Here is a 22,337-nt window from a genome sequence, read left to right on the forward strand (position 1 = left end):
GGACAAGACTTCATGTCACTCTTTCGTCAGCTTTTTCTCCCCCTGTTGCTGCTGTTTTCCGGCCTGCCTGCTGTTGCTGTTCCCCAGTTGGAAAAGGCAGTGGCGGACCACCAGAGTGCGGTTGATGAAGAGTTGGTGGTCGGGGTGCCCCGTGGTGGTTATCCTCCGTTCCTCTATGAACTGCCCAATCAGCGCTATGCCGGTCCGCTCAAGGAGCTGGCCTCGCGTATTGCGGCAGAAATGGGGGTCTCCCTGCGCTATGTCTCCTACAACTCCTATGTGGATGCCCGTGGTGCGCTGAACAGACGCCAAGTTGATGCCTTGATCGGGGTCGAGCTCGATGCGCTCGAGCTGGAGGGGATGAATCATATTGGCTATCTGGGCTCCTACGCCCGCGCCATCTTGATGCGCCATCCGGATCAACGTTTGACCCTGGAACAGGCGCGCAAGCTTCGCTGGGTCTGTATTCGCGGTTTTGGCAGTTGCAATGAGCTGGCGCGACTGGGGATGCCTCATGTGACCGAGCTGGAGAGCCGTGACGAGGCGACCTATATGGTCAAACTGGGGGCGGCCGATGCTTATCTGGCTCTGGGGCCGATCATTGCCATGGAGATGGAGCGGTTGCCTGAGTCGATGGGGATTGTGATCCCGGACTGGATCCCCGGTAGTGCATTGACCATTGCAACCAGTACCCATGACCCGGCGCTGACGGATCGCATCTGGCAGGCCTACCAGCGGATCCCGGTGGCTGATGCCCGGTTGCGGCTGAATCAGGAAGACAGCCGTTTCAAGGCGGGTTTGTTGCTGGAACCAGACGAGGTAGCCTGGTTAAAGAAGAAGAGCAAGGTGGTCAGGTTTGCCGTTGCGCCGTCGTTTGCCGGTATCAGCGAGATTGATGACGAAGGGGTGTTGCACGGCTATGCGGCAGATTTGATGAAGTTGTTGAGTCTGCGCTCGGGGATCCGCTTTGAACTTGAGCCGACCAGCACCTGGCAAGAGTCTCTGGCTCTGCTGAAACAGCACAAGGTGGATCTGATCCCCCTGATGACACCGCTCAGGGATCGCGAGGCATTTGCCTCCTTCAGCTCCTCCTACCTTAAATTCGACAGCTATGTGGTATCCCGGCGCGGCGCACGTCCGTTGAAGTCGCTGGCGGAGCTGAAAGGGCGCCTGATTGGTGGCGTGACCGGTTCTTATGAGGCTTCTCTTATCAGCGCCCATGGTGGCAACGTCATTGAAGTGGGCAAGGATACCGAGCTGCTTACCCTGCTTGATACGGGGAAAGCCGAGTATGTGCTGTTGACCATGACCAATCTGGGGCAGCAGGCCATGAAGGGCTTCAACGAAAAGTATCAGGTGGTGCTGAGCTCCCCCGAGTTTTCCGTGCCCATCAGCATGGCCGTTGATATCAGGCAGCCCGAGCTGCTGCGGATCATGGACAAGCTGTTGCTGACCATCACGGATGAGGAGTGGCAACTGCTGGAGCGGCGCTGGCTCAATGTTTCGGTAAATGTCGAATCCGATTACAGCCAGTTCTACAAGTGGCTGGCGCTGGGCGGAGTGGCCTTGTTGACCTGCGGCCTGCTGGTGATGTTCTGGGCCCGCAGCCTGCGTCGCCAGATTGCGCAGCGGAAAATCGCAGAGAGCAAACTCAACGAACAGTTGCTGTTTGTACAGACCCTGCTCAACTCATTGCCGACCATGGTGGCATTGCGCGACAGCGAGCAGCGTATAACCCTCTGCAACCGGGCTTATCGCGATGCCTTTCTCGTTGATGTCAATGGCGAGGCGCTTGACGACCTGCAAAGCATCCCCGAGCCCCTGCGTGCGAGCGTGCTGGAAGAGGAGCGCAGGATATGGCAAAGCGGCCAGGAGCTGGAGGGGGCCGGCAATAGCTTGCGTGCCGATGGCACCCCTTTTCATGTTATCTATGCCAAGCGCCCTTACCGGGACCCGGATGGCAATATGCGGGGTGTGCTGACAGTGCTGACCGATGTCAGCCGTATCAAGGAAGCCGAGGAGCGTGCTCGTCAGGCTGAAACTCGCCTGACCCAGATCACCGACAGCATGCCCGGCGTAGTCTACCAGTATCTGTGGCTGGGGCCGGGCAAGGGACGCTTTCTTTATGCCTCTCAGGGGGCCAACGAGATCCTGGGGGTATCTCATCAGGATTTATTTAACGCTGAATCGGGTGGTGAGGTATTTGGCTTTACCGAACAGGCCCTGCAGGAGTTTGTCAGCAAGGTGGCCAACCATGCCGAGACCCTGGCCCCCCTCGATCTGGAGGTCAAGGTGGAGCGCCCTGACGGGGATCGCTATCTGCAGGTACGCGGCAATTTTGTCCGTCAGGAGCAGCAGGCGCTGATCCTCAACGGGGTGATTCAGGACATCACGGCCCTCAAGCAGCAGGAGCATGAGCTGCGCGAGGCACGTGCTTATGCCGAGCAGGCGATGCAGGCGCGCAGCCGCTTTCTGGCCACCATGAGCCACGAGTTACGCACCCCCATCTCCGGCATGCACGGCATGCTCGAGTTGTTGCAAATGAGCGAGCTCAACGACGATCAACGTTACATGGTGCGTAATGTGGTCACCTCGACCAACAACCTGCTCTATCTGGTCAACGACATACTCGATTTCTCCAAGATCGAGGCGGGTCAGTTGCAACTGCATTGTCAGGTCAGCCGGTTGCAGACGGTGATCTGCGATGCGATCCGTGGCCACGCTACCCTGGCCCATAGCAAGGGGCTCAACGTGACGCTGGAGTGGGGCCAGCATGTACCTGATTGGGCCGATATCGACGGGGTACGGGTCGGTCAGGTGATCTCCAATCTGCTCAACAATGCGGTAAAGTTCACCGAACAGGGGGAGGTCTCCATCCGGGTCAGCTACCTGCGCGATCAGCTTGCTATCAGTATCCGCGATACCGGTATCGGGATTGCCGAGGAGAAACAGGCATTGTTGTTCACTCCGTTTGAGCAGGTGGAGTCCGACATCAATCGCCGCTTTGGTGGTACCGGGCTGGGGCTGGCAATCTGTGATCAGCTGGTGCGCAAAATGGGGGGCGAACTCACCCTGACCAGCAAGGCGGGAGAGGGATCCCGTTTCCGCTTTACCGTGCCGCTGACCAACCCTCAATGGGATGCGCCCCCGCTGGCTGGCACCGAATGGTGGTTTTTCAGCGCCGATGCCAGCCTCGAGGCGGCCATGCGGCGGTTGGGCGCCAAGCTAAGGCATCTGGATGCCAGCCAGCTCAACCGCTCACTGGAAGGGTTACTGCTGGCTGATCAGCTGTGGTTGGAGCAGGCCCTCGGCGGTGAGTGGCAGGGATGGTTGCAGCATGTCTCATTGAGAGGGATCATAGCGTCACCGAACGAGGCCCTTCGCGGCCGGATCGGCGGTCAGTTGTGGTGGCGATTGGGGCTCTCTCCTCTCTACCCGGATCTGCTGCTGGAGAGTTGTCTCGAACTGCTGCAGGAACGGGTCGCCCCGGTTCTGCCTGCGCTGGCCGACAAGCTGGGAGGACGGGTGCTGGTGGCCGATGATCATCCGGTCAATCGCGCCCTGCTGGCACGACAACTGGCTATCCTCGGAATTGAATCCCAGGTAGTGGAAGATGGCGAGAAGGCGTTGCGGGCCTGGCAGGGGCAGCCATTCTCCCTGTTGCTGACCGATTGCCACATGCCGGTGATGGACGGCTATGCCCTGACCAAGGCGCTGCGGGCTGCGGGCGTGACGGCGCCCATTATTGGGGTGACGGCGGATACCTCGGAAGAGGCCCATGCCCGTATGGTGGAAGCGGGAATGAGTGACATGCTGTTCAAGCCCTACCCGCTGGATACCCTGCGCCAGCTGCTGGCACACTGGCTCGCTGAGTCGGTACCGGCGGGCGATACAGCGGTGATGGCGGTCGATGATGTGCTGGCCGTTCAGGCTGAACGCTGGTTGACCCTGTTTGGCGATGAGCCGACGGCGCGGGCGATGGCGGCGGAATATCTCGACTCCAATCGTCAGGATGGGGCTCATATGATGGCTGCGCTGGCTTGCCATGATTTCAGCGTACTGGTAGAAACTGCCCACCGGATCAAGGGGGCAGCCCGCATGGTCGGGCTGCAGGAGCTGGCCACACAGGCTGCCAGGCTGGAGTCGGCTGCCAGATTGAAGCAGCTTGAGGAACTGGATGAGCTGACCAGCAAGGTGCAGCTATTGATGACGGCGATCGCCCACGACATTGGATTATGGCTCGATGAAAAAAGCACAACATGAGTTGGTCATTATGGTCGTGGAAGACCATGGATTTCAGCGCAAGGCGCTGCTGCACCAGGTCCGCAGCCTGGGTTACCAGAATCTGCTGGAGGCGGCCGATGGTGCCGAGGCGCTGGTACTGAGCCAGCAACACGCCGTCGATATCCTGTTTTGCGACCTGCGGATGCCGGGCATGGATGGCATGGCACTGCTGCGCCGCCTGTCACTGGGCGGTTTTCGCGGGGGGATTATCCTCTCCAGCGCCCTTGAAGACGATGTGGTGGAGGCCGTGTTGCGGATGAGTGCCGCCTATGGCTTGCAGGTGCTCGGCCGCATAGAGAAACCCTCTACCCAGCAGCAGCTCAAGCTGCTGATCGATGCCTGGTCACCCCGGGAGGAGCCTGCCAGGGAGGAGGAGGGGCACAGGATCGGCCTGGATGAGTTGTGCCGTGCACTCGAGCAGGATCAGTTGCTGCCCTGGTATCAGCCCAAGGTGAGCTTTGCCTCCGGCGAGTGGGTCGGGATGGAGGCGCTGGCCCGCTGGCAGCACCCGGAGTACGGCCTGATCTCTCCGGGGCGTTTTATTCCACTGGCGGAGCGCAACGGACTGATCGATCAGTTGACTGAAGTGATCATCGGCAAATCCCTTAGTGATGGTCACTTGTGGGAAGAGACCGGACTCTCGCTCAATCTGTCGATGAACCTCTCCACTACCTCGCTGATCGAGGGCGATCTGTGCAATTCCCTGATCAATCAGTGTCAACGCTGGAGCATCAACCCCGAGCTTATCACCCTGGAGGTGACCGAGAGCGCCTTTGTACAGGATCTGGGCAAGTCGCTGGAGGTGCTGACCCGGCTGCGGATGCACGGCTTTGGCCTCGCCATTGATGACTTCGGTACCGGCTACTCCTCCATGCAGCAACTGGCGCTGCTGCCCTTTACCGAACTGAAGCTGGATCGCTCCTTTGTCGACCGCTGTTTTGAAGACCCATCCCGTCTGGCCATTATCGAGTCCAGTATCGAGCTGGCGCGCAAGTTGGGCCTCAAGTCGGTGGCTGAAGGGGTAGAGGATGAGCAGACCTGGCGGTTGCTGGCAAAGTTGGGCTGCGATGTTTGTCAGGGGTTCTTCTCTGCCAGACCGATGCCACGCAGCGAGTTGCAAGAGTGGCACCGGGCTTGGCAAGATAGATTGCCTACACTGATATCTATCTGATTCTGTTGGCTGGATCCCTCCGTTTGAACAAGGATGTTCATGAAAATCTCAAGCAAGTTGCTGCTCAGCTTCGGTTTTATCAACCTGCTGATCCTGCTCTCCTCCGCGCTGGTCTATTACCGGCTGACCCAGATCAATCAGGCCCAACACACCCTGTTGGAGCAGGCGCTGCCCGCTCTGCAGCGGGATGAGGCGAGCCAGAAAGCACTGGTGGCCACCGTTTCTGCCCTGCGTGGCTATCTGATCCTCGGCAAGGATCCGGCTCAGGCTTCCCGCCTCAAGCTGGAGTGGGAGTCGGCCTGGCAGGCCATCGCCCATCAGGCCTTCAGCCCGGCGCTCGCCAAGTCTCTCGAGACCTTCAAAAGCCATCAGGAGAAGGTGTGGACCATCGCCCAGAGTGAAGAGAATCTGCCCGCTCACACCCTGATGCTGCAGGAGGCGGGGCCGCTGGCGGAGGCTGCGCTCGATCAGCTGCAATCCTTTGCCAATGAGGAGGTGGCGACCTCGCAGGATCAGCTCGCGGGCGATCGCCGCATGTTGCTCAAACAGGTGGGAGATGCCTACAACAGCCTCGCCAATTCCCTCTCTGCCCTGAGGGATTTTCTCATCTCAGGCGATCCCGAATACCGCAGCAAGTATCAGGATTACTACCAGTTTCACCAGCAGCGGGTGGCTGAGGTGAAGCAGCAAGCCGCGCTCTTTACCGATACCCAGCAGAGCCTCTGGCAGCTGTTTGAAGAGATGGCGACCCCCTTCTCCGAGCTGGTGGGGCAGGTGATCGAGAAGCGCCAGGCGCCGGATTGGGATCAGGCCAACTACCTGATGGCCACCGACATCGAGCCGATGCAGTCCAGCCTCAGCGAGCAGTTGGTCCAGCAGGTGAATAAAACCCGCGCCGAGGTGGATCAGATTTCGGCGCAGATGACCGGAGCCGGAAGGGCCATCAACCAGACACTGATGTTGGCCACCGGCAGTGCCATCGTGCTTGGCATGCTGGTCGCCTGGCTCTTTAGCCGTCGTCTGACCCGTGACATTGCTTGTCTGGTGACCCGGGCGGGGCAGGTTGCGGATGGCCAGCTGGCGGCCGAGCCCTTGCCAATCACAGGGCAGGATGAGTTGGGAGAATTGACCGGTTCCATCAACCGGATGTCTGCCCAGTTACATCATCTGGTCGGGGAGTTGCAGGGGGCTGTGGGGCAGGTCGAGGTGGCCTGTCTCGATGTGGGCAGCACTACCAGAGCCATAGTGGCGGATCTGACGGAGCAGGATCAGCGGGTCGATGCGGTGGCAGCGGCTATCGATCAGATGTCGGTTAGCGCCCGTGATGTGGCTGGTAACATTGCCGGTGTGGCGGATGGTGCCCATCAGGTGCGGCAGCAGACCCGTCAGGGAGAGGCCGCGCTGGCACGAATGAGCGATACCATGCAGCAGATTGCCGCCATGATTGGACAGGCCAACGAAGCCATGGGGCTGTTGGCGCATCAGAGTGAACAGGTGGGGCAGATCACCGAGGTGATCGCCACCATTGCCGAGCAGACCAACCTGCTGGCCCTCAATGCCGCCATCGAGGCGGCGCGGGCAGGCGAGCAGGGGCGTGGTTTTGCGGTGGTAGCCGATGAGGTTCGCCAGCTGGCGACCCGCACCCATCAATCAACCGCCGAAATCAGCCAGACTATTGCGGCCATCTCCCAGCAGACTCGCCAGACGGTGAGTACCGTCAGCAGCGGTACCCGGTTGGTAGAGCAAGGGCGGGATGCCGTTGGATTGGTGACAGATACCCTGAGTGCCATGAACCAGCTGGTACAGTCGCTGTCGGGCCAGCTGGAGGCCATTTCGGTGGCAACCGAGCAGCAGTCGCGGGTGGCCGCCGAGGTATCCGGGACGGTCGACGACATTGCCGCGCTCAGTCGGCAATCCTGTCAGCGTAGTCAGCAGGGGGAAGAGATCGTAGCCAGACTGGCTGGCGATACCGGCAAGCTGAAGGCGGTCATCGCCCGCTTTGATCTTGATGCGTGAGAAGGCGGGATCATCCCGCCATTGCTATTGCCATTCACCGGGCCGTCTGGCCCGTGGGTTTAGTCCAGACGTCTGAAGGTGTGGTTGTCGAAGCTGCTGGTGGTCTCCCGGTTGAGCAGGCTGACCAGCAAAATCGCCCGTTTCTCTCCATCCGGCTCCATATAGATGGCTTCGAAGCCGGCAAGCGGCCCCTCTTCAATCAGCACCTTGTCGCCCGAGCAGGGCAGGCTGGCGTAGCTGGCTCTCGCCTCGTCGCTATCATCGCGGCTCATCAGCTGATAGACCAGCTTGCTGCTGATGGGGGTCCATTCACTGCCAAAGTGGATGATCCGGCTGATGCCGCGGGTCGATTTCAGGGTGACCGGTGTTACCTCTTCCAAATCGACAAAGATAAACAGGTAGTTAGGGAACATGGGTTCCCGTACCGGAACTCGTTTGCCCCGGCGCAGCTTCTCGATCTCCACCATGGGGTAATAGGATTCGATACCCTGGGCATCGAGGTGGGCGCGGGCGCGGGCCTCTTCTTTTGGCTTGCAGTAGGCCAGATACCATTTTTTCATGTTATGAGTATGTTCGTGTTGCCGTGCTCGCGGATATGATAGCGGCGCCAATAAAAAAGGCCACGCATTGCGTGGCCTTTTTTGCCGAGTGAGCAATTACCAACCTTTTACCAGGCCGCCTTTGAACAGCTCGAGACCTTTCTTGTAGACATCATCGGTCTGGAAAGCTTGTACGAACTGTTTGACCTTCTCGTCATCCTTGTTGTTGTCGCGGGCGACGATCAGGTTGACGTAGGGGGACTCTTTGTCTTCAACAAACAGGCCGTTTTCAGTCGGGGTCAGACCAATCTGGCCGGCGAAGGTGTTGTTGATGATAGCCAGATCCACATCTTCCAGCGAACGGGGCAGCTGGGCTGCTTCCAGCTCGACAATCTTGAAGTTGCGCGGGTTGCTGGCGATATCCAGCACGGTTGCTTCCAGACCGGCGCCATCCTTCAGGGTGATCAGACCCTGTTTGGCCAGCAGGATCAGGGAGCGGCCCAGGTTGGTTGGATCGTTTGGTACCGCGATCTGGGCGCCATCTTGCAGCTCGCTCAGCGCCTTGATCTTCTTGGAGTAACCGGCGATCGGGTAGACGAAGGTGTTGCCAACCGGCACCAGCTTGAAGCCGCGATCACGCACCTGTGCATCCAGATAGGGTTTGTGCTGGAAGGCGTTGACGTCGATGCTCCCATCGTTCAGTGCTACGTTCGGGGTGACGTAGTCGGAGAAGTTGACCACCTCGACGGTCAGACCGTATTTCTCTTTGGCGACCTTGGCCGCCACTTCAACCAGCTCGGTCTCCGGGCCAGCAATGGCGCCCACTTTCAGAACCTTGCTCTCTTCTTTTTGACCGCAACCGGCCAGAACCAGACCAGCCAGCAGCGCAGCCGCAACGGATTTGATGCCAAATTTCATAAAACCTCCTGTCAGAAATCGACGATTAACGATGATCACATTTGTTGACCAGGCGCTCACCCGCGCTCTGGATAAGTTGAACCAGTACTACCAGGATAACCACGGTCACCAGCATGACGGTCGGGTCAAAGCGCTGATAACCATAACGAATACCCACATCCCCCAGACCACCGCCACCGATGGCCCCGGCCATGGCCGAGTAGTTCACCAGCGTGACTAGGGTAATGGTGACGCTGTTGAGGATGCCGGGCAGAGCCTCGGGCAGCAGCACCTTGGTGATAATTTGCAGCGGCTTGGCGCCCATCGCCTTGGCCGCTTCCAGCAGGCCGTCCGGTACCTCCATCAGGGCCCCTTCCACCAGACGGGCGATGAAAGGGATGCAACCGACAGTCAGCGGCACGATGGCGGCGATGGTGCCGATACTGGTGCCGACAATCAGCCGGGTCAGCGGAATGATGGCGACCAGCAGGATGATAAAGGGCACCGAGCGACCCACGTTGACCACCATGCCCAGAGTACGGTTGAGCAGGGGGTTGGCCAGGATCTGGCCGGCTTTGGTCACATGCAGCGCCACGCCGAGCGGCAGACCCAGCAGGCAGCCGAATAGAGCGGAGGCAAACACCATGATCAGGGTGTCGCCCAGGGCCGTGATGAGCAGATTAATCATGGCTTCGGACATAACCCATTACCTCCAGCTGAATGTGGTTGTCGATGAGAAACTGCTGGGTCGCCTCGCACTGGGCTTCATCCCCGAACAGCTCGGCCAGCAGGAAACCGAATTTGACGCCACCGGCGTATTCGATGTCTGCGCTCAGAATGCTGATGTCGATATTGAAACGGCGGCTCGCCTCGGAGATCAGCGGCGTATCGACCGTGCTGCCGGTAAAGCCAAGCTTCACCAGTGGGTAGCTGCCCGGCACCCGCTCGTTGCTCATCCGATCCTGATACTCCTGCGGTACCTCGAGATGGATGGTGGAGCGAATGAAATCGCGGGCCAGCTGGGTCTTGGCATTGCTGAAGAACCAGGCCACTTCGCCCTGTTCGATCAGGCTGCCGTCGCTGATGATGGCCACTTCGTCACAGATCCCCTTCACCACATCCATTTCGTGAGTGATGAGCAGGATGGTGAGCCCCAGCTTGACGTTGATCTCCTTGAGCAGGGTCAGGATCGAGCGGGTGGTCTGCGGGTCGAGGGCCGAGGTGGCCTCGTCGCAGAGCAGTACCTTGGGGGCCGGTGCCAGTGCACGAGCAATGGCGACGCGCTGTTTCTGACCGCCGGAAAGCTCGGACGGATAGGCCTGGGCACGGGCTTCCAGCCCGACCAGTGCCAGCAGCTCGGCAACCCGTTGCTGGATCTTCTCTTTGCTCCAGCCTGCCAACTCCAGCGGAAAGGCGATGTTGGCAAACACGGTGCGGGAGGCAAGCAGGTTGAAGTGCTGGAAAATCATCCCGATCTGGCGGCGAGCCTGGGTCAGATCCCGTTCGCTCAGGGCGACCAGATCCTGGCCATCAACGATGACTTGGCCCTCTGTCGGGCGCTCCAGCAGGTTGACACAACGAATGAGGGTACTCTTGCCGGCACCGGAGGCACCGATCACCCCGAAAATTTTGCCTTGGGGTACATGCAGACTCACATCACGCAGGGCGTGCACGGCGTCACTGCCTGTACCGTAGACTTTGTTGAGACCGATCAACTTAATCATGGATTCTTCCGTGCTAACAGCCTTAAAGCACAGGGCGCTACAGGCGGGGAAATTGGGCAGAGGTTCCACTGGGTTACTCTGTCATCATGGAGGATGATGCTAAGATGTCTGGATGGCCATGTCAACGCATGTTTTTACGTCTAGACGTCTAAAAAAGTGATAAGGATTTCTGTCTGGTGGATAACGATCAGGGTGGATATGTTACGTATCCAGATCCTGTTTCGCTTGCGTGGCACATGGCCGAATTAAAGATGGTTTATATCGGGTAAATGCTGGTTTTATTAGTTCGTCAGCCCGTTTCTGTTCACATCTGCTGTCTAGCCTGATGCTCCTCCATCGTTACATAAATTGCTGCACAAATCGTTCCCTATTCGCGACCGGATCACCTGACCGTCACTTTGTCGGCGTCAACCTTGATGCAGCGCAAGAGGGGCTCGGATAGGGATTGGGTCGGTGGCGCCGGTTTTTTATACTGATGATGTCGACAAGCATGGAGGGCTGTGCGATGAGATTCCAACAGATCAAAGAGTTGCTGCACTATCTTGAGCAGGTTCATCACCAGCTCGGACTCTGTTACGGGCGTTTGACCAGTCAGGTGGACAGCGAGCGCAGCCGGATGTTGCTGGTCTATCTGCAAGGGCGTGAGGATGCGGCCAGTGCCCATCTGCACGAATATGCTGCTCAGCTGGGAGAGGCGGTCAGGGAGACCTGGCTGAACCAGAGTTTCAGCGAGGATATGCTGCCTGCCATTACCCGCTTCGAGCTGCCGGCATCAGTCCAGACCCAGGATATCGTCACTCAGGTATGCCGTTGGGAAGAGCAGCTGGTGGGCGAGCTGAGTCATCTGGCCCGGGAGTGCCCGACACCGGCCACCACCGCCTTGCTCGAGAATCTGGCCAGGCTGGAGCAGACCCGCCTGACCCGACTGGTGCACGGAGTACATCGACTCGACGACATGTAACGGGTGATAAGCGCCAAACACGCAAGATGATGGCCAAACAAAAGGGCCCGGCAGCAGTGCCGGGCCCTTTCCATTGGATATCTGCTGACTTGCAGTGAGCGTCGGTTAGCCCTGCTGCTCGGCCGCGTAGAGGGCGGCCCCGATAATGCCCGCCTGATTGAGGCTGGCCGCCGGAATAAGCGGCGCCCGGGTCTCGATGCGATCGATAAACTTATCCAGCTTGGCTGCGCTGCCGCCCCCCAGAATGAAGAGGTCGGGGGAGAAGAGAAACTCGAGGCGCGCCAGATATTTGTTGAAGCGCTTGCCCCAGCGGTTCCAGGAGAGATCTTCCCGTTTGCGCGCCGCATCGGAGCAGTAGTGCTCGGCGACCATTCCTTCCAGCATCAAATGGCCCAGCTCGGTGTTGGGCAGCAGATGGCCGTTGACGAAGATGGCGGTGCCGATGCCGGTGCCGACCGTGATGAGGATGATGACCCCCTTGCGATCCTTGCCAGCGCCAAAGCGCATCTCGGCCAGACCGGCGGCATCGGCATCATTCAGCACATAGCAGGGCTTGCCGGTGACATCGGCAAACAGATGCTCGGCATCGGTTTCGATCCAGCTTTTGTCGATGTTGGCGGCACTCTTGGCAACCCCGTTGTGGATGGTGGCGGGAAAGCCGCAGCCCACCGGCCCTTTCCAGTCGAAGTGTTCGACCAGCGCCTTGAGGGTATGGGCGATGGCGGCCGGGGTGGCCGGTTGCGGTGTGGCAATGCGATGGCGCTCGCCAATCAATTCGCCGGTTTTGGTATCGACCAGACAGCCCTTGATCCCCGAGCCTCCAATATCCACTCCCAACATATGCATCTGTGTTGTCCTTGTTGTGTGCCGACCAGTTTGCAGTGACCACGCTGTTATGGGCACTGCAGGTCGGCAGAGCATGAAAAAAGTGCTGCAATCCGGCAAGGGGCAGATCACTTATGCGTGATCCGACAGACCTTTTTCGATGCAGCGGATCAGCAAACGGGTCTTCTTGTTCTCTTCATCCTGACGCCGGGCAAGGGTGGTCAGCGCCCATTCGATATGTTCGGCCACCATGGGATCGGCGGTGGTCAGCCCCAGTTGCAGGGCCGCGATCACCTCGGGGGTCGCCGGGCCATTGCCAAGGGCGACCGCCAGATTGCGGCGCCAGCGTTGATAGCCGATGCGGCGGATCGGGCTCCCTTCGGTCTGCTTGAGAAAGTCGCTCTCGCTCCAGCGCCACAGCGCCAGCAGGGGCGGTCGGTGCAGGCTGGGGCGCGGGCTGAAGTCGGGTTCCGGGCTGGCATCGGCGTAGCGGTTCCAGGGGCAGATAAGCTGGCAGTCGTCGCAGCCGTAGATGCGGTTGCCCATCAAGGGCCTGAACTCTTCCGGAATAGGGCCGTCATTCTCGATGGTGAGATAGGAGATGCAGCGGCGGCCATCTACCACATAGGGGGCGACAATGGCGCCGGTCGGGCAGATGTTGATGCAGGCGACGCACTTGCCGCACTGCTCCTTCTCCACTGGCTGGTCGAGCGGTAGCGGCAGGTTGAGCAACAGCTCACCGAGAAAGAAGAAGGAGCCGGCCGATTCGTTGAGCAGCAGTGAGTGTTTGCCAACCCAGCCGAGGCCTGCCTTGGCCGCCAGTGGCCGCTCGAGGATGGGGGCGGAGTCAACGAAGGGGCGCCACTCACCCAAGGTCTCTTCAGTGCCTTGAAACAGCTCGGCGCAGCGCGCTTCGATGCGATCACCCAGCTGTTTGAGCCGGTTGCGCAGCACCTTGTGGTAGTCACGGCCGAGGGCATAGCGGCTGATATAGCCGAGGGTCGGATCGCGCAGGGTGGCAGCAAAGCCTGCCTCGAACGGCAGGTAGTTCATCCGCACCGACAACACCCGCACCGTGCCCGGCAGCAGCTCGTGGGCGCGCGCCCGCATCATGCCGTGGCGTGCCATGTAATCCATGCTGCCGTGATAGCCCGCATCCAGCCAGGCCTGCAATCTCGGCTCTTCGATACGCAGATCGGTGTCGGTGATGCCCGCCTGGTCAAAACCTAGCTCCCGTGCCCAGAGCTTGATATCGTGGGCCAGCTGGTGGAAGTCAGGTGCACTCATGCGGCTTGGCCTGGCCGGAGTTTGCTGGCGTGGGTCGATTGATAAGAGGCGGGAGCCGTCATGGTAGAGATCATCAGGGGCGCGTTGGGCACAAAAGAGGGGGGCAGTTTACCACAGGGGTTGTGGCAGACTGAACAGATCCGCGTACTGGAGCGCAACTGGGCCACGCGTGAGGGGCAACCTCTCTATGCCCTGATGGAGCGAGCCGGTGCCGCGCTGCGCACCTATGCCACCCTGCATTGGCCCGACAGTCGCTGCTGGTGGATTTTCGTCGGCCCCGGTAATAACGGCGGTGATGGCTATGTGCTGGCCCGCCTTGCCCGCCAGATTGGCATCGAGGTGGTGGTGATTGCCGCCAGAGCACCCGACCAGCTGAAGGGGGATGCCAGACGGGCCGCCGATGAGTGGTTGGCGGCCGGTGGCCGGGTCTGGCTGGCCGAGCAGTTTGATGGGGACCAGCACTCCGCCCCGGAGCTGGTGGTCGATGCCCTGCTTGGCACCGGCGTCAACACGCCCCTCTCGCCACTACTGACAAAGATCGTCGCAACAATCAATGGCTTGGTTGTGCCCGTGCTGGCGGTGGATCTCCCCTCCGGCCTCAACGGCGATACCGGCCGTGCCATGGGGGCCGTGGTGCAGGCCACTCGCACCCTCACCTTTATCGGTATCAAGCAGGGGATGCTCACCGGCGACGGGGTGGATTGCGTCGGCCAGCTCGACTGTGATCCCCTTGGCGTCACGCCGGATGACGCTATATTGCCCGCCATCTGGCGTATCGATTATCCGCTGCTCAGCACGCAGCTTACCCCGCGCCCGCGCGCTTCCCACAAGGGCTCTTATGGCAAGGTGCTGCTGGTGGGGGGCAATCGCGGCATGCAGGGGGCCATCGTGCTGGCGGCCCGCGCCTGCCTGCGGGCGGGAGCCGGGCTGGTGCGGGTGTGTCAGCATCCGGAACATCCGCCGGTCAGCCTCTATCAACCGGAGCTGATGAGCCTCACCAGCGCTGATGACAAGGGGTGGGCGTCGGTGCGGGTCATCGGCCCCGGCCTCGGTCAGGATGAGTGGGGAGGCGCGCAAATCGCCCGTTATCTCACCGAACGGCTGCCACTGGTTTTGGACGCCGATGGATTGAATTGGCTGGCGCAATCTCCCCGCCATCAGGATAATTGGGTGCTCACGCCCCATCCCGGCGAAGCTGCGCGACTGCTGGGATGCACCATTGCCGACATTGAAACCGACCGGTTTTCCGCCGTGCAGGCGCTGCAGCGGCGCTATGGCGGTGTGGTGTTGTTAAAAGGGGCGGGGACACTTATTTATGACGGCGAGCGGGTCGCACTCTGTTGTGAAGGCAACCCAGGCATGGCAAGTGGCGGCATGGGCGATCTGTTATCTGGTATAATCGCCGCCCTTTTGGCCCAGGGCTGGTCTGCCACCATGGCAAGCTGGCTGGGCGCCGTGATCCACGGCGAGGCTGCAGATCAGGCCGCCGCTGACGGCGAACGGGGCATTCTGGCGTCAGATCTGCTGCCGCTGATCCGCAAACTGGTTAATCCCGACACCATTAAAAGTTAAAAAGAAGAACATGGCAAAACAGTTGATGATGACACTGCCGGACGAGGCAGCAACCGTGGCACTGGGTGGCCGTCTGGCACAGGCCTGCCAGCAGGCGACCACAGTGTTTTTGCATGGCACGCTTGGTGCTGGTAAAACCACTCTGACCCGCGGCTGGGTGCAGGGCCTTGGCCATCAGGGCAAGGTAAAAAGCCCGACCTATACCCTGGTCGAGCCCTACGAACTCGATGGCTGGCAGGTCTATCACTTCGATCTCTATCGTCTGGCTGATCCGGAAGAGCTGGAGTTCATGGGCATTCGGGACTATTTTGCCGCCAATACTCTCTGTCTGGTGGAGTGGTCCGAGAAGGGCGAGGGCTGGTTACCGGCTCCTGACCTTGAAATTACCCTTACTTATGTAGGCGAGCAGCGCGAGGCTCTGATAGAGGCCCGCACTGCTATTGGCGAAGCCATTCTGGAACGGTTGTCATCTACGTGCGCTTGATCCTTGTTATTGCTCTCTCCTTGATGGCGTTACCCTCCTGGGCGAATCAGCTCAAGAGTGTGCGAATCTGGCCATCACCGGATAACACCCGGGTGGTGCTCGATATGAGCAGTGCCCCCAACTACAACTACTTCACCCTGGCTGGCCCCGATAGATTGGTGATCGATCTGAAAGGGGCGAGCAATGCCACCAATCTGGCCCGGGTCGAGAACAACAGCGAGCTGGTGCGCAAGATACGTGAGAGCACTCCGCTGGAGAAGGGGGGCCTGCGGCTGGTGCTTGATCTCAGCTCCGCCATCAAGCCGGTGGTCTTTCCGCTGGCACCAGCCGGGCCCTATGGTCACCGTCTGGTGATCGATCTGCCTTATGAAGAGAAGCGCTCGGCGGCTGCGGTGCAATCCACGCCCGTCGGTGGCAAGGGCAGGGGGGTGGTGATTGCCATCGACCCGGGCCACGGTGGGGAAGACCCGGGCTCCATCGGTCCGCGTCGTACCTATGAGAAGCGAGTTACGCTGGCAGTCTCCCAGAAGCTGGCGGCGCTGATCGACCGCGAGCCGGGGATGCGCGCCGTGCTGACCCGTCGTGGCGACTATTTCGTCGACCTCAACAAGCGTTCCGAGATCGCCCGCAAGGCCAAGGCGGATCTGCTGGTGTCGGTCCATGCGGACAGCTTCCATAACTCCACTCCGCGCGGCGCCTCTGTCTGGGTCCTCTCGACCAACCGTGCCAACCGCGAGATGGGCAGCTGGCTGGAGAAGCAGGAGAAGCAGGGCGAGCTGCTGGGCGGGGTCGGCAAGGTGTTGGCGGAATCCGATCCCAATCCCTATCTGGCGCAAACTTTCCTAGACCTTTCCATGGACAAGTCCCGTGCCGAAGGCTACGACGTCAGCCGTCAGATCCTGCGCTCATTGGGCAAGGTTGCCCGACTGCACAAGAAGGCCCCGGAGCATGCCAGTCTGGCTGTGCTGAAGGCGCCGGATATTCCCTCGGTGCTGGTCGAAACCGGCTTTATCTCCAACCATGCGGAAGAGAAGCTGCTGGCTACCTCAAGCTATCAGGATCAGCTGGCCCGCGCCATTTTCGAGGGGATCCGCAACTACTACCGCGCCCACCCGACCAAGGGAGCCATGTTGACCGGCAAGGGACAGGCGAGCAGGCCTGCCGCGACCACTCGCTCTGCACCGGTAGCTTCGCAGCCGGTGAGCCAGCCCAAGCCAGTGCAGTCGCAGCCGGTGGTGACCAATAAGATGCCAGCGACAGTACGTGACGGCGCGGCTGCGACCGGTTCAGGTGCCGGGGTGATCAAGCCCTATTCGGAGGCTGCGCAAGATTCTGGTGCGCCGGTTAGCAATGTGGGCGACTATGACAAATCTCGGATGCTCCGCCATGTGGTCAAACGTGGCGAGAGTCTCTCTCGCCTTGCCGAGAAGCATGGAGTGAGTCAATCCACTTTGGTAGAGATCAACCAGCTGCGCAGCCGGGATATTCAGATTGGTCAGACCATCTATATTCCCCAGCAGGGGCAGAGCCGCGCTGCCGCCCCCGTTCGCAGTGATGACAAGTCGCAGATGATCCGCCATGTGGTCAAGCGGGGGGAGAGTCTCTCCCGCCTTGCCGAGAAGCATGGGGTGAGTCAGGCGCGACTGGTAGAGATCAACAAGCTCAAATCGCGGAATATTCAGGTAGGGCAGGTGCTCTACATTCCGCAAAACTGACGCGCGGGAGCGGGTGATACCGCTCTCGCTGTTAGCCAATACCATCAGCAAGATTGAAATTCAGGAGCAAGTGATGCCGATCCGTATATTACCCCCCGATTCTGGCCAACCAGATTCCGGTTGGTGGAGAGGTGGTGGAGCGGCTCTCTATCCACAAGATTGAAATTCAGGAGTAAGTGATGCCGATCCGTATATTGCCCCCTATCCTTGCCAACCAGATTCCGGTTGGTGGAGAGGTGGTGGAGCAGCCCTCCTGGATCCTTAAGAGACTGACCATCCGCAAGATTGAAATTCAGGAGTAAATGATGCCGATCCGTATTTTGCCACCCATTCTGGCCAACCAGATTGCAGCCGGAGAGGTGGTGGAGCGGCCCTCTTCTGTGGTGAAAGAGCTGGTGGAGAACAGCCTGGATGCGGGTGCCGACCGGGTCGAGATCGACATCGACAAGGGGGGCGCCAAGCTGATCCGTATCCGTGACAACGGCTGTGGCGTCGCCAAAGACGAGCTGGTACTGGCGCTGTCGCGTCATGCGACCTCCAAGGTGGCCACGCTGGATGATCTGGAAGGGATCAACAGCCTCGGTTTTCGTGGCGAGGCGCTTGCTTCCATCAGCTCGGTCTCCCGTCTCACCTTCACCTCCCGTACCGCCGAGCAGTCCGAAGCCTGGCAAGCTCAGGCGGAAGGGCGCGAGATGAGCGTCACCATCAAGCCGGCGGCCCATCCGGTGGGCACCACGGTGGAGGTGGTGGATCTCTTCTTCAATACCCCCGCGCGGCGCAAGTTCATGCGCAGCGAAAAGACCGAGTTTGCCCATATCGATGAGCTGGTGCGCCGCATCGCGCTCTCCCGCTTCGATGCCACCCTGATCCTGCGCCACAATGGCAAGGTGGTGCGCCAGTACAAGGCCGCCAATACCGTGCCGGAGCAGGAGCGTCGCCTCGCCGCCGTTTGCGGCACCCCCTTCATGCACCATGCGCTGGCGGTGGAGAGCGAGCACAGCGACGTGCGTCTGTGGGGCTGGCTGGCGACTCCGGAGGGGGCAAGACCGCAAAACGATCTGCAATACACCTATGTCAACGGCCGGATGATGCGCGACAAGCTCATCAACCACGCCATTCGTCAGGCCTATGACGAGCTGCTGCCTCCCGATCGCTTTGCCGCCTATGTGCTCTATATCGAGCTGGATCCCCGTCAGGTGGATGTCAACGTCCACCCGGCCAAGCATGAGGTGCGCTTCCATCAGGCGCGACTGATCCACGACTTTATCTTTCAGGCGCTGTTTACCGCTCTGCGCCGCGAAGGAGTCAGCCCTGCTCATCAGGACGCGCCGCTGGCCGAAACTCTGGTCGAGTTGCCGGTCAGCCCGCAGATTGAATATCCCGGTCAGGCGCCACGCCCGGAGTGGTATTGTGCTGAGCACAGTTACCGGGCACCAGCACAGGTGCGGGAGGGAGGCGCTGGGGCTGGCCGAGCCAGCAATTATCAACCGCCCGAGCCCCCAAGCCGGGAGGCGATGCGCGGCATGGGCGCTCTGCTCACTACGCTGCCTATCGCAACTGAGGCTGCTCCTGCGCAGCCCACTGATCCAGTGCCGTCACCCAAACAGGGGGGATGTCGCGCCCTGACACTGGTGGAGCAGGCCTACCTGTTGATCGAGCGGGATAATCAGCTGGCGCTGCTCTCGCTGGTGCGCGCCGAGCGGGTGCTGCTGCGCCACTGGCTGCTGGAGACCTGGGGTCAGGGACTGGCGGCCCAGCCGCTGTTGCTGCCGGTCTCCTTCAAGCTGCCGAAGAATTTAATCGCGCTGGTGACCGAGCAGGAACGTTTGCTGAAACGGATGGGGCTGGAGTTGAAAAGCGGGGGGCGCGACACCATGATCCTGACTCGGGTGCCGGCTCTGCTGCGACAGACCGATCTGGTGCGTCTGTTACCCGAATTGCTGCAAATTATCGAGGGCGGATCTGACAGTGATGCTGGTCAGCAGGCTGAAGTATTATGCCAATGGCTGGTGGAGCAGGGGATAAGCCGCGAGAAGATATACGATTTTTCAACTGCCAGTCGTCTGCTGACGGAACTTGTGACCGATTTCAGTGACCAACTGGCAGACATTCGCATGGTGCGCCCCCTTTCGCTGGCGACCGTGCTGGAGGAGTTTGAACATGGCGAGTGACTTGCCGACCGCAATTTTTCTGATGGGGCCGACGGCCTCCGGCAAGACGGATCTCGCCATTGAACTGTGCCAGGCGCTGCCCTGCGACATCATCAGCGTCGATTCTGCGCTGATCTATCGCGGCATGGATATCGGTACGGCCAAGCCGACTGCCGATGAGCTGGCGCGGGCCCCGCACCGGCTGATCGATATTCTTGATCCTGCTGTGAGCTATTCGGCAGCCGATTTTTGCAAGGATGCCCTGCGGGAGATGAAAGAGATCGCCGACCGTGGCCGCATTCCGCTGCTGGTGGGCGGCACCATGCTCTATTTCAAGGCGCTGCTGGAGGGATTGTCCCCGCTGCCCTCTGCCGATCCCGCCATTCGTGCCGGGATTGAGGAAGAGGCTGCCCGCCTCGGTTGGCAGGCGCTGCACGATGAGCTGGTGCGCATCGACCCGGTGGCCGGTGCGCGGATCCACCCCAATGACCCGCAGCGACTCTCCCGGGCGCTGGAGGTCTACCGCATCAGCGGCAAGACCCTTACCGAGCTGACGCAAGTGCAGGGGGAGGGCTTGCCCTATCGGGTGCAGCAGTTTGCCATCGCCCCGAGCGATCGCGCCGTGCTGCATCAGCGGATCGAACAGCGCTTTGACAAGATGCTGCAAGGTGGCTTTGAACAGGAGGTTCGTGCGCTGATGGCGCGCGGCGATCTGACCCCGGATCTCCCCTCCATTCGCTGTGTGGGTTATCGCCAAATGTGGGACTACCTGTGCGGTGAAGTGGGGTATGATGAGATGCGTTATCGTGGCATTGTTGCCACACGCCAATTGGCAAAACGACAGATGACCTGGTTGCGCGGCTGGCCCGACGTGACCTGGTTGGAATCTGGTGAGTCTGGCAATCTCGACCGCGTGCTTGCTCGCGCTGGTGCGGCTTGACACTCCCTGTATAATCAGGTTGTTATATTGATATTCGGTGTTTAAAAACAACAAACTATAAGGAAAAGAAAAATGGCTAAGGGGCAATCTCTCCAAGACCCGTTTTTGAATGCGCTGCGCCGTGAGCGGATTCCTGTTTCTATCTATTTGGTGAACGGCATCAAACTGCAAGGTCAGATCGAGTCTTTTGACCAGTTTGTTATCCTGCTGAAAAACACCGTGAGCCAGATGGTTTACAAGCACGCCATCTCGACTGTCGTACCGGCTCGTGCCGTCAATCATCACCAGCCCACTCCGGGTGGCGCGGCTGATGAACAGGGTGATGCCGAGGCGTGATATCCCTGGGCGAGTCGACTCGCCAACTCAGATTCATCATGATTCCTGTTAAGGAGCAAGCGCTTGTTTGACCGTTATGAAGCTGGCGAACAGGCCGTTCTGGTGCATGTCAACTTCAGTGATGAGGGTGAGCGGGAGGATCTGGAAGAGCTCAAGATGTTGGTGAGCTCGGCCGGAGTCAATGCGCTGGGGGTAATTACCACCAGTCGCAGTGCGCCCAGTGCCAAATTTTTTGTCGGCAGTGGCAAGGCTGAAGAGATCGCGTCCCAAGTCCAGATGCTGGATGCCGACGTCGTCATCTTCAACCATGCCCTGACCCCTGCCCAGGAGCGCAACCTGGAGCGTCTGTTCCAGTGCCGGGTGGTGGACCGAACCGGCCTGATCCTCGATATCTTTGCCCAGCGCGCCCGTACCCACGAAGGTAAACTGCAGGTCGAACTGGCCCAGTTGCGCCATCTTTCCACTCGTCTGGTGCGAGGCTGGACCCACCTTGAGCGTCAAAAGGGCGGGATCGGTCTGCGTGGCCCGGGTGAAACCCAGCTTGAAACTGACCGACGTCTGCTGCGGGAACGCATCAAGGCGATATTGCGTCGGCTCGACAAGGTGGCCAAGCAGCGGGAGCAGGGACGCCGCGCCCGCAACCGCAATGAAGTGCCGACAGTGTCACTGGTTGGTTATACCAACGCCGGAAAGTCTACTTTGTTCAACCAACTTACAGCTGCCAGCGTGTATGCTGCCGACCAATTGTTCGCAACTCTGGATCCCACCCTGCGTAAACTGGTGATCCGGGATGTGGGTGATGTGATTTTGGCGGATACAGTTGGATTTATTCGACACTTGCCCCATGATCTGGTCGCGGCCTTCAAGGCGACCCTGCAGGAGACCCGTGAAGCGGATCTGCTGCTGCATGTGGTGGACTGTGCCGATGAGCAGATGCAGGAGAATATCGACTCCGTGCAGCAGGTGTTGGCCGAGATCGAAGCCGATGACAGGCCCCAGCTGATGATCTGCAACAAGATCGACAAGCTGGCGGATCGCCCGGCAGGTCTGGAGCGGGATGACGAGGGGCGCCCGTTGCGCGTCTGGTTGTCGGCCCAGACTGGTGAAGGTTGTGAGCATCTGTTTACGGCGCTGACCGAATTGCTGGCTGGCTCCATGGTGCATCACACCCTGCAGTTGCCTCCTTCTGCCGCGAGATTGCGCAGTGCGCTCTATCAGCTGAAAGGGATTGAGCAGGAAGGTTTTAGCGAGGAGGGTGATTTCGTGCTGGAAGTCCGCTTGCAAGTGGCCGACTGGAACCGCCTCGTGAAACAGGAAGGTGAGAGTTTACAACGCTTTATCAGGCATTGATTCGTCGATGAAGGTGAACCCTTAGGGGCTTCTCAACGTATGATGGCCCGATAGAGATGATATCCATCCGCATGTATTAATGGAGA

The 22,337-nt window shown here is 59.9% G+C and carries 18 protein-coding genes; 12 read left to right on the top strand and 6 right to left on the bottom strand.

The window, feature by feature from the left end:
* Positions 1 to 12: 12 nt before the first annotated feature.
* The 3 genes from G5229_RS18625 to G5229_RS18635 are packed head-to-tail and all read left to right on the top strand — an operon-like array spanning position 13 to position 7,471.
* Positions 13 to 4,263 carry an ATP-binding protein gene (locus G5229_RS18625; RefSeq protein WP_421209992.1) on the top strand — a complete coding sequence of 1,417 codons (4,251 nt, stop codon included), beginning with the start codon at positions 13 to 15 and terminating at the stop codon, positions 4,261 to 4,263.
* Entirely contained in the window at positions 4,244 to 5,455 is a 1,212-nt protein-coding gene (locus G5229_RS18630) for an EAL domain-containing response regulator (RefSeq protein ID WP_216952920.1), read from the top strand. Before G5229_RS18625 ends, G5229_RS18630 begins: the two co-directional genes overlap by 20 nt.
* A gap of 39 nt (positions 5,456 to 5,494) precedes the next feature.
* Positions 5,495 to 7,471 carry a HAMP domain-containing methyl-accepting chemotaxis protein gene (locus G5229_RS18635; protein WP_421209994.1) on the top strand — a complete coding sequence of 659 codons (1,977 nt, stop codon included), beginning with the start codon at positions 5,495 to 5,497 and terminating at the stop codon, positions 7,469 to 7,471.
* A gap of 59 nt (positions 7,472 to 7,530) precedes the next feature.
* Here the strand turns inward: G5229_RS18635 and rfaH are convergent, their stop codons facing one another.
* The 4 genes from rfaH to metN form a co-directional block, all read right to left on the bottom strand.
* Complete coding sequence (gene rfaH, locus G5229_RS18640; protein ID WP_005339074.1) at positions 7,531 to 8,031, bottom strand: transcription/translation regulatory transformer protein RfaH; 501 nt, start codon at positions 8,029 to 8,031, stop codon at positions 7,531 to 7,533.
* 96 nt (positions 8,032 to 8,127) lie between these two features.
* Positions 8,128 to 8,928, bottom strand: coding sequence for a methionine ABC transporter substrate-binding lipoprotein MetQ (gene metQ / locus G5229_RS18645; protein WP_005339072.1), 801 nt, complete (start codon positions 8,926 to 8,928; stop codon positions 8,128 to 8,130).
* Positions 8,929 to 8,953: 25 nt separating this feature from the next.
* Positions 8,954 to 9,607, bottom strand: a complete 654-nt coding sequence (locus G5229_RS18650) for a methionine ABC transporter permease (protein ID WP_005339070.1) — start codon at positions 9,605 to 9,607, stop codon at positions 8,954 to 8,956.
* Positions 9,588 to 10,631 (bottom strand): methionine ABC transporter ATP-binding protein MetN, encoded by a 1,044-nt coding sequence (gene metN, locus G5229_RS18655; protein ID WP_064337261.1) that lies wholly within the window; start codon positions 10,629 to 10,631, stop codon positions 9,588 to 9,590. The genes G5229_RS18650 and metN overlap by 20 nt, the downstream gene beginning before the upstream one ends.
* A gap of 505 nt (positions 10,632 to 11,136) precedes the next feature.
* On the opposite strand from metN, the gene G5229_RS18660 reads away from it, so the two are divergent.
* Positions 11,137 to 11,592 carry a hypothetical protein gene (locus tag G5229_RS18660; RefSeq protein WP_064338722.1) on the top strand — a complete coding sequence of 152 codons (456 nt, stop codon included), beginning with the start codon at positions 11,137 to 11,139 and terminating at the stop codon, positions 11,590 to 11,592.
* Between the two features lie 105 nt (positions 11,593 to 11,697).
* On the opposite strand, the gene ppgK is transcribed toward G5229_RS18660, so the two are convergent.
* A complete protein-coding gene (gene ppgK, locus G5229_RS18665) occupies positions 11,698 to 12,438 on the bottom strand; it encodes a polyphosphate--glucose phosphotransferase (protein ID WP_139405609.1) in 741 nt (246 codons plus the stop codon).
* A gap of 111 nt (positions 12,439 to 12,549) precedes the next feature.
* Entirely contained in the window at positions 12,550 to 13,704 is a 1,155-nt protein-coding gene (gene queG / locus G5229_RS18670) for a tRNA epoxyqueuosine(34) reductase QueG (RefSeq protein WP_158111925.1), read from the bottom strand.
* A 60-nt stretch (positions 13,705 to 13,764) separates the two neighbouring features.
* Between queG and G5229_RS18675 the strand changes: the two genes are divergently transcribed.
* The 8 genes from G5229_RS18675 (at position 13,765) to hflX (ending at position 22,251) form a co-directional block, all read left to right on the top strand.
* Positions 13,765 to 15,276 carry an NAD(P)H-hydrate dehydratase gene (locus tag G5229_RS18675; RefSeq protein WP_421209998.1) on the top strand — a complete coding sequence of 504 codons (1,512 nt, stop codon included), beginning with the start codon at positions 13,765 to 13,767 and terminating at the stop codon, positions 15,274 to 15,276.
* Between the two features lie 10 nt (positions 15,277 to 15,286).
* Positions 15,287 to 15,760 carry a tRNA (adenosine(37)-N6)-threonylcarbamoyltransferase complex ATPase subunit type 1 TsaE gene (gene tsaE, locus G5229_RS18680; protein WP_227341987.1) on the top strand — a complete coding sequence of 158 codons (474 nt, stop codon included), beginning with the start codon at positions 15,287 to 15,289 and terminating at the stop codon, positions 15,758 to 15,760.
* 23 nt (positions 15,761 to 15,783) lie between these two features.
* Positions 15,784 to 17,475: an N-acetylmuramoyl-L-alanine amidase gene (locus G5229_RS18685; protein ID WP_421203501.1), complete on the top strand. Its 1,692-nt coding sequence runs from the start codon at positions 15,784 to 15,786 to the stop codon at positions 17,473 to 17,475.
* 179 nt (positions 17,476 to 17,654) lie between these two features.
* Positions 17,655 to 17,777 (top strand): hypothetical protein, encoded by a 123-nt coding sequence (locus G5229_RS18690; protein WP_421210000.1) that lies wholly within the window; start codon positions 17,655 to 17,657, stop codon positions 17,775 to 17,777.
* Between the two features lie 3 nt (positions 17,778 to 17,780).
* Positions 17,781 to 19,646 carry a DNA mismatch repair endonuclease MutL gene (gene mutL / locus G5229_RS18695; protein WP_421210002.1) on the top strand — a complete coding sequence of 622 codons (1,866 nt, stop codon included), beginning with the start codon at positions 17,781 to 17,783 and terminating at the stop codon, positions 19,644 to 19,646.
* The gene (gene miaA, locus G5229_RS18700) at positions 19,636 to 20,565 is read left to right on the top strand and encodes a tRNA (adenosine(37)-N6)-dimethylallyltransferase MiaA (protein WP_267513051.1); all 930 of its coding nucleotides are present in this window, start codon (positions 19,636 to 19,638) and stop codon (positions 20,563 to 20,565) included. Before mutL ends, miaA begins: the two co-directional genes overlap by 11 nt.
* Before the next feature lie 72 nt (positions 20,566 to 20,637).
* Positions 20,638 to 20,901 carry an RNA chaperone Hfq gene (gene hfq, locus G5229_RS18705; protein ID WP_005339045.1) on the top strand — a complete coding sequence of 88 codons (264 nt, stop codon included), beginning with the start codon at positions 20,638 to 20,640 and terminating at the stop codon, positions 20,899 to 20,901.
* A gap of 63 nt (positions 20,902 to 20,964) precedes the next feature.
* Positions 20,965 to 22,251: a ribosome rescue GTPase HflX gene (hflX, locus tag G5229_RS18710; protein ID WP_005339043.1), complete on the top strand. Its 1,287-nt coding sequence runs from the start codon at positions 20,965 to 20,967 to the stop codon at positions 22,249 to 22,251.
* Positions 22,252 to 22,337: the final 86 nt, after the last annotated feature.

Source organism: Aeromonas sp. 602396, from assembly GCF_049173735.1.
In the GTDB taxonomy this organism is placed as follows: Bacteria; Pseudomonadota; Gammaproteobacteria; order Enterobacterales; family Aeromonadaceae; genus Aeromonas; species Aeromonas veronii_A.

Coding starts and splice junctions, on each gene's coding strand:
- G5229_RS18625 (WP_421209992.1), top strand. CDS start 13: ATGTCACTCTTTCGTCAGCTTTTTCTCCCCCTGTTGCTGCTGTTTTCC.
- G5229_RS18630 (WP_216952920.1), top strand. CDS start 4,244: ATGAAAAAAGCACAACATGAGTTGGTCATTATGGTCGTGGAAGACCAT.
- G5229_RS18635 (WP_421209994.1), top strand. CDS start 5,495: ATGAAAATCTCAAGCAAGTTGCTGCTCAGCTTCGGTTTTATCAACCTG.
- rfaH (WP_005339074.1), bottom strand. CDS start 8,031: ATGAAAAAATGGTATCTGGCCTACTGCAAGCCAAAAGAAGAGGCCCGC.
- metQ (WP_005339072.1), bottom strand. CDS start 8,928: ATGAAATTTGGCATCAAATCCGTTGCGGCTGCGCTGCTGGCTGGTCTG.
- G5229_RS18650 (WP_005339070.1), bottom strand. CDS start 9,607: ATGTCCGAAGCCATGATTAATCTGCTCATCACGGCCCTGGGCGACACC.
- metN (WP_064337261.1), bottom strand. CDS start 10,631: ATGATTAAGTTGATCGGTCTCAACAAAGTCTACGGTACAGGCAGTGAC.
- G5229_RS18660 (WP_064338722.1), top strand. CDS start 11,137: ATGAGATTCCAACAGATCAAAGAGTTGCTGCACTATCTTGAGCAGGTT.
- ppgK (WP_139405609.1), bottom strand. CDS start 12,438: ATGCATATGTTGGGAGTGGATATTGGAGGCTCGGGGATCAAGGGCTGT.
- queG (WP_158111925.1), bottom strand. CDS start 13,704: ATGAGTGCACCTGACTTCCACCAGCTGGCCCACGATATCAAGCTCTGG.
- G5229_RS18675 (WP_421209998.1), top strand. CDS start 13,765: ATGGTAGAGATCATCAGGGGCGCGTTGGGCACAAAAGAGGGGGGCAGT.
- tsaE (WP_227341987.1), top strand. CDS start 15,287: ATGGCAAAACAGTTGATGATGACACTGCCGGACGAGGCAGCAACCGTG.
- G5229_RS18685 (WP_421203501.1), top strand. CDS start 15,784: ATGGCGTTACCCTCCTGGGCGAATCAGCTCAAGAGTGTGCGAATCTGG.
- G5229_RS18690 (WP_421210000.1), top strand. CDS start 17,655: ATGCCGATCCGTATATTGCCCCCTATCCTTGCCAACCAGATTCCGGTT.
- mutL (WP_421210002.1), top strand. CDS start 17,781: ATGCCGATCCGTATTTTGCCACCCATTCTGGCCAACCAGATTGCAGCC.
- miaA (WP_267513051.1), top strand. CDS start 19,636: ATGGCGAGTGACTTGCCGACCGCAATTTTTCTGATGGGGCCGACGGCC.
- hfq (WP_005339045.1), top strand. CDS start 20,638: ATGGCTAAGGGGCAATCTCTCCAAGACCCGTTTTTGAATGCGCTGCGC.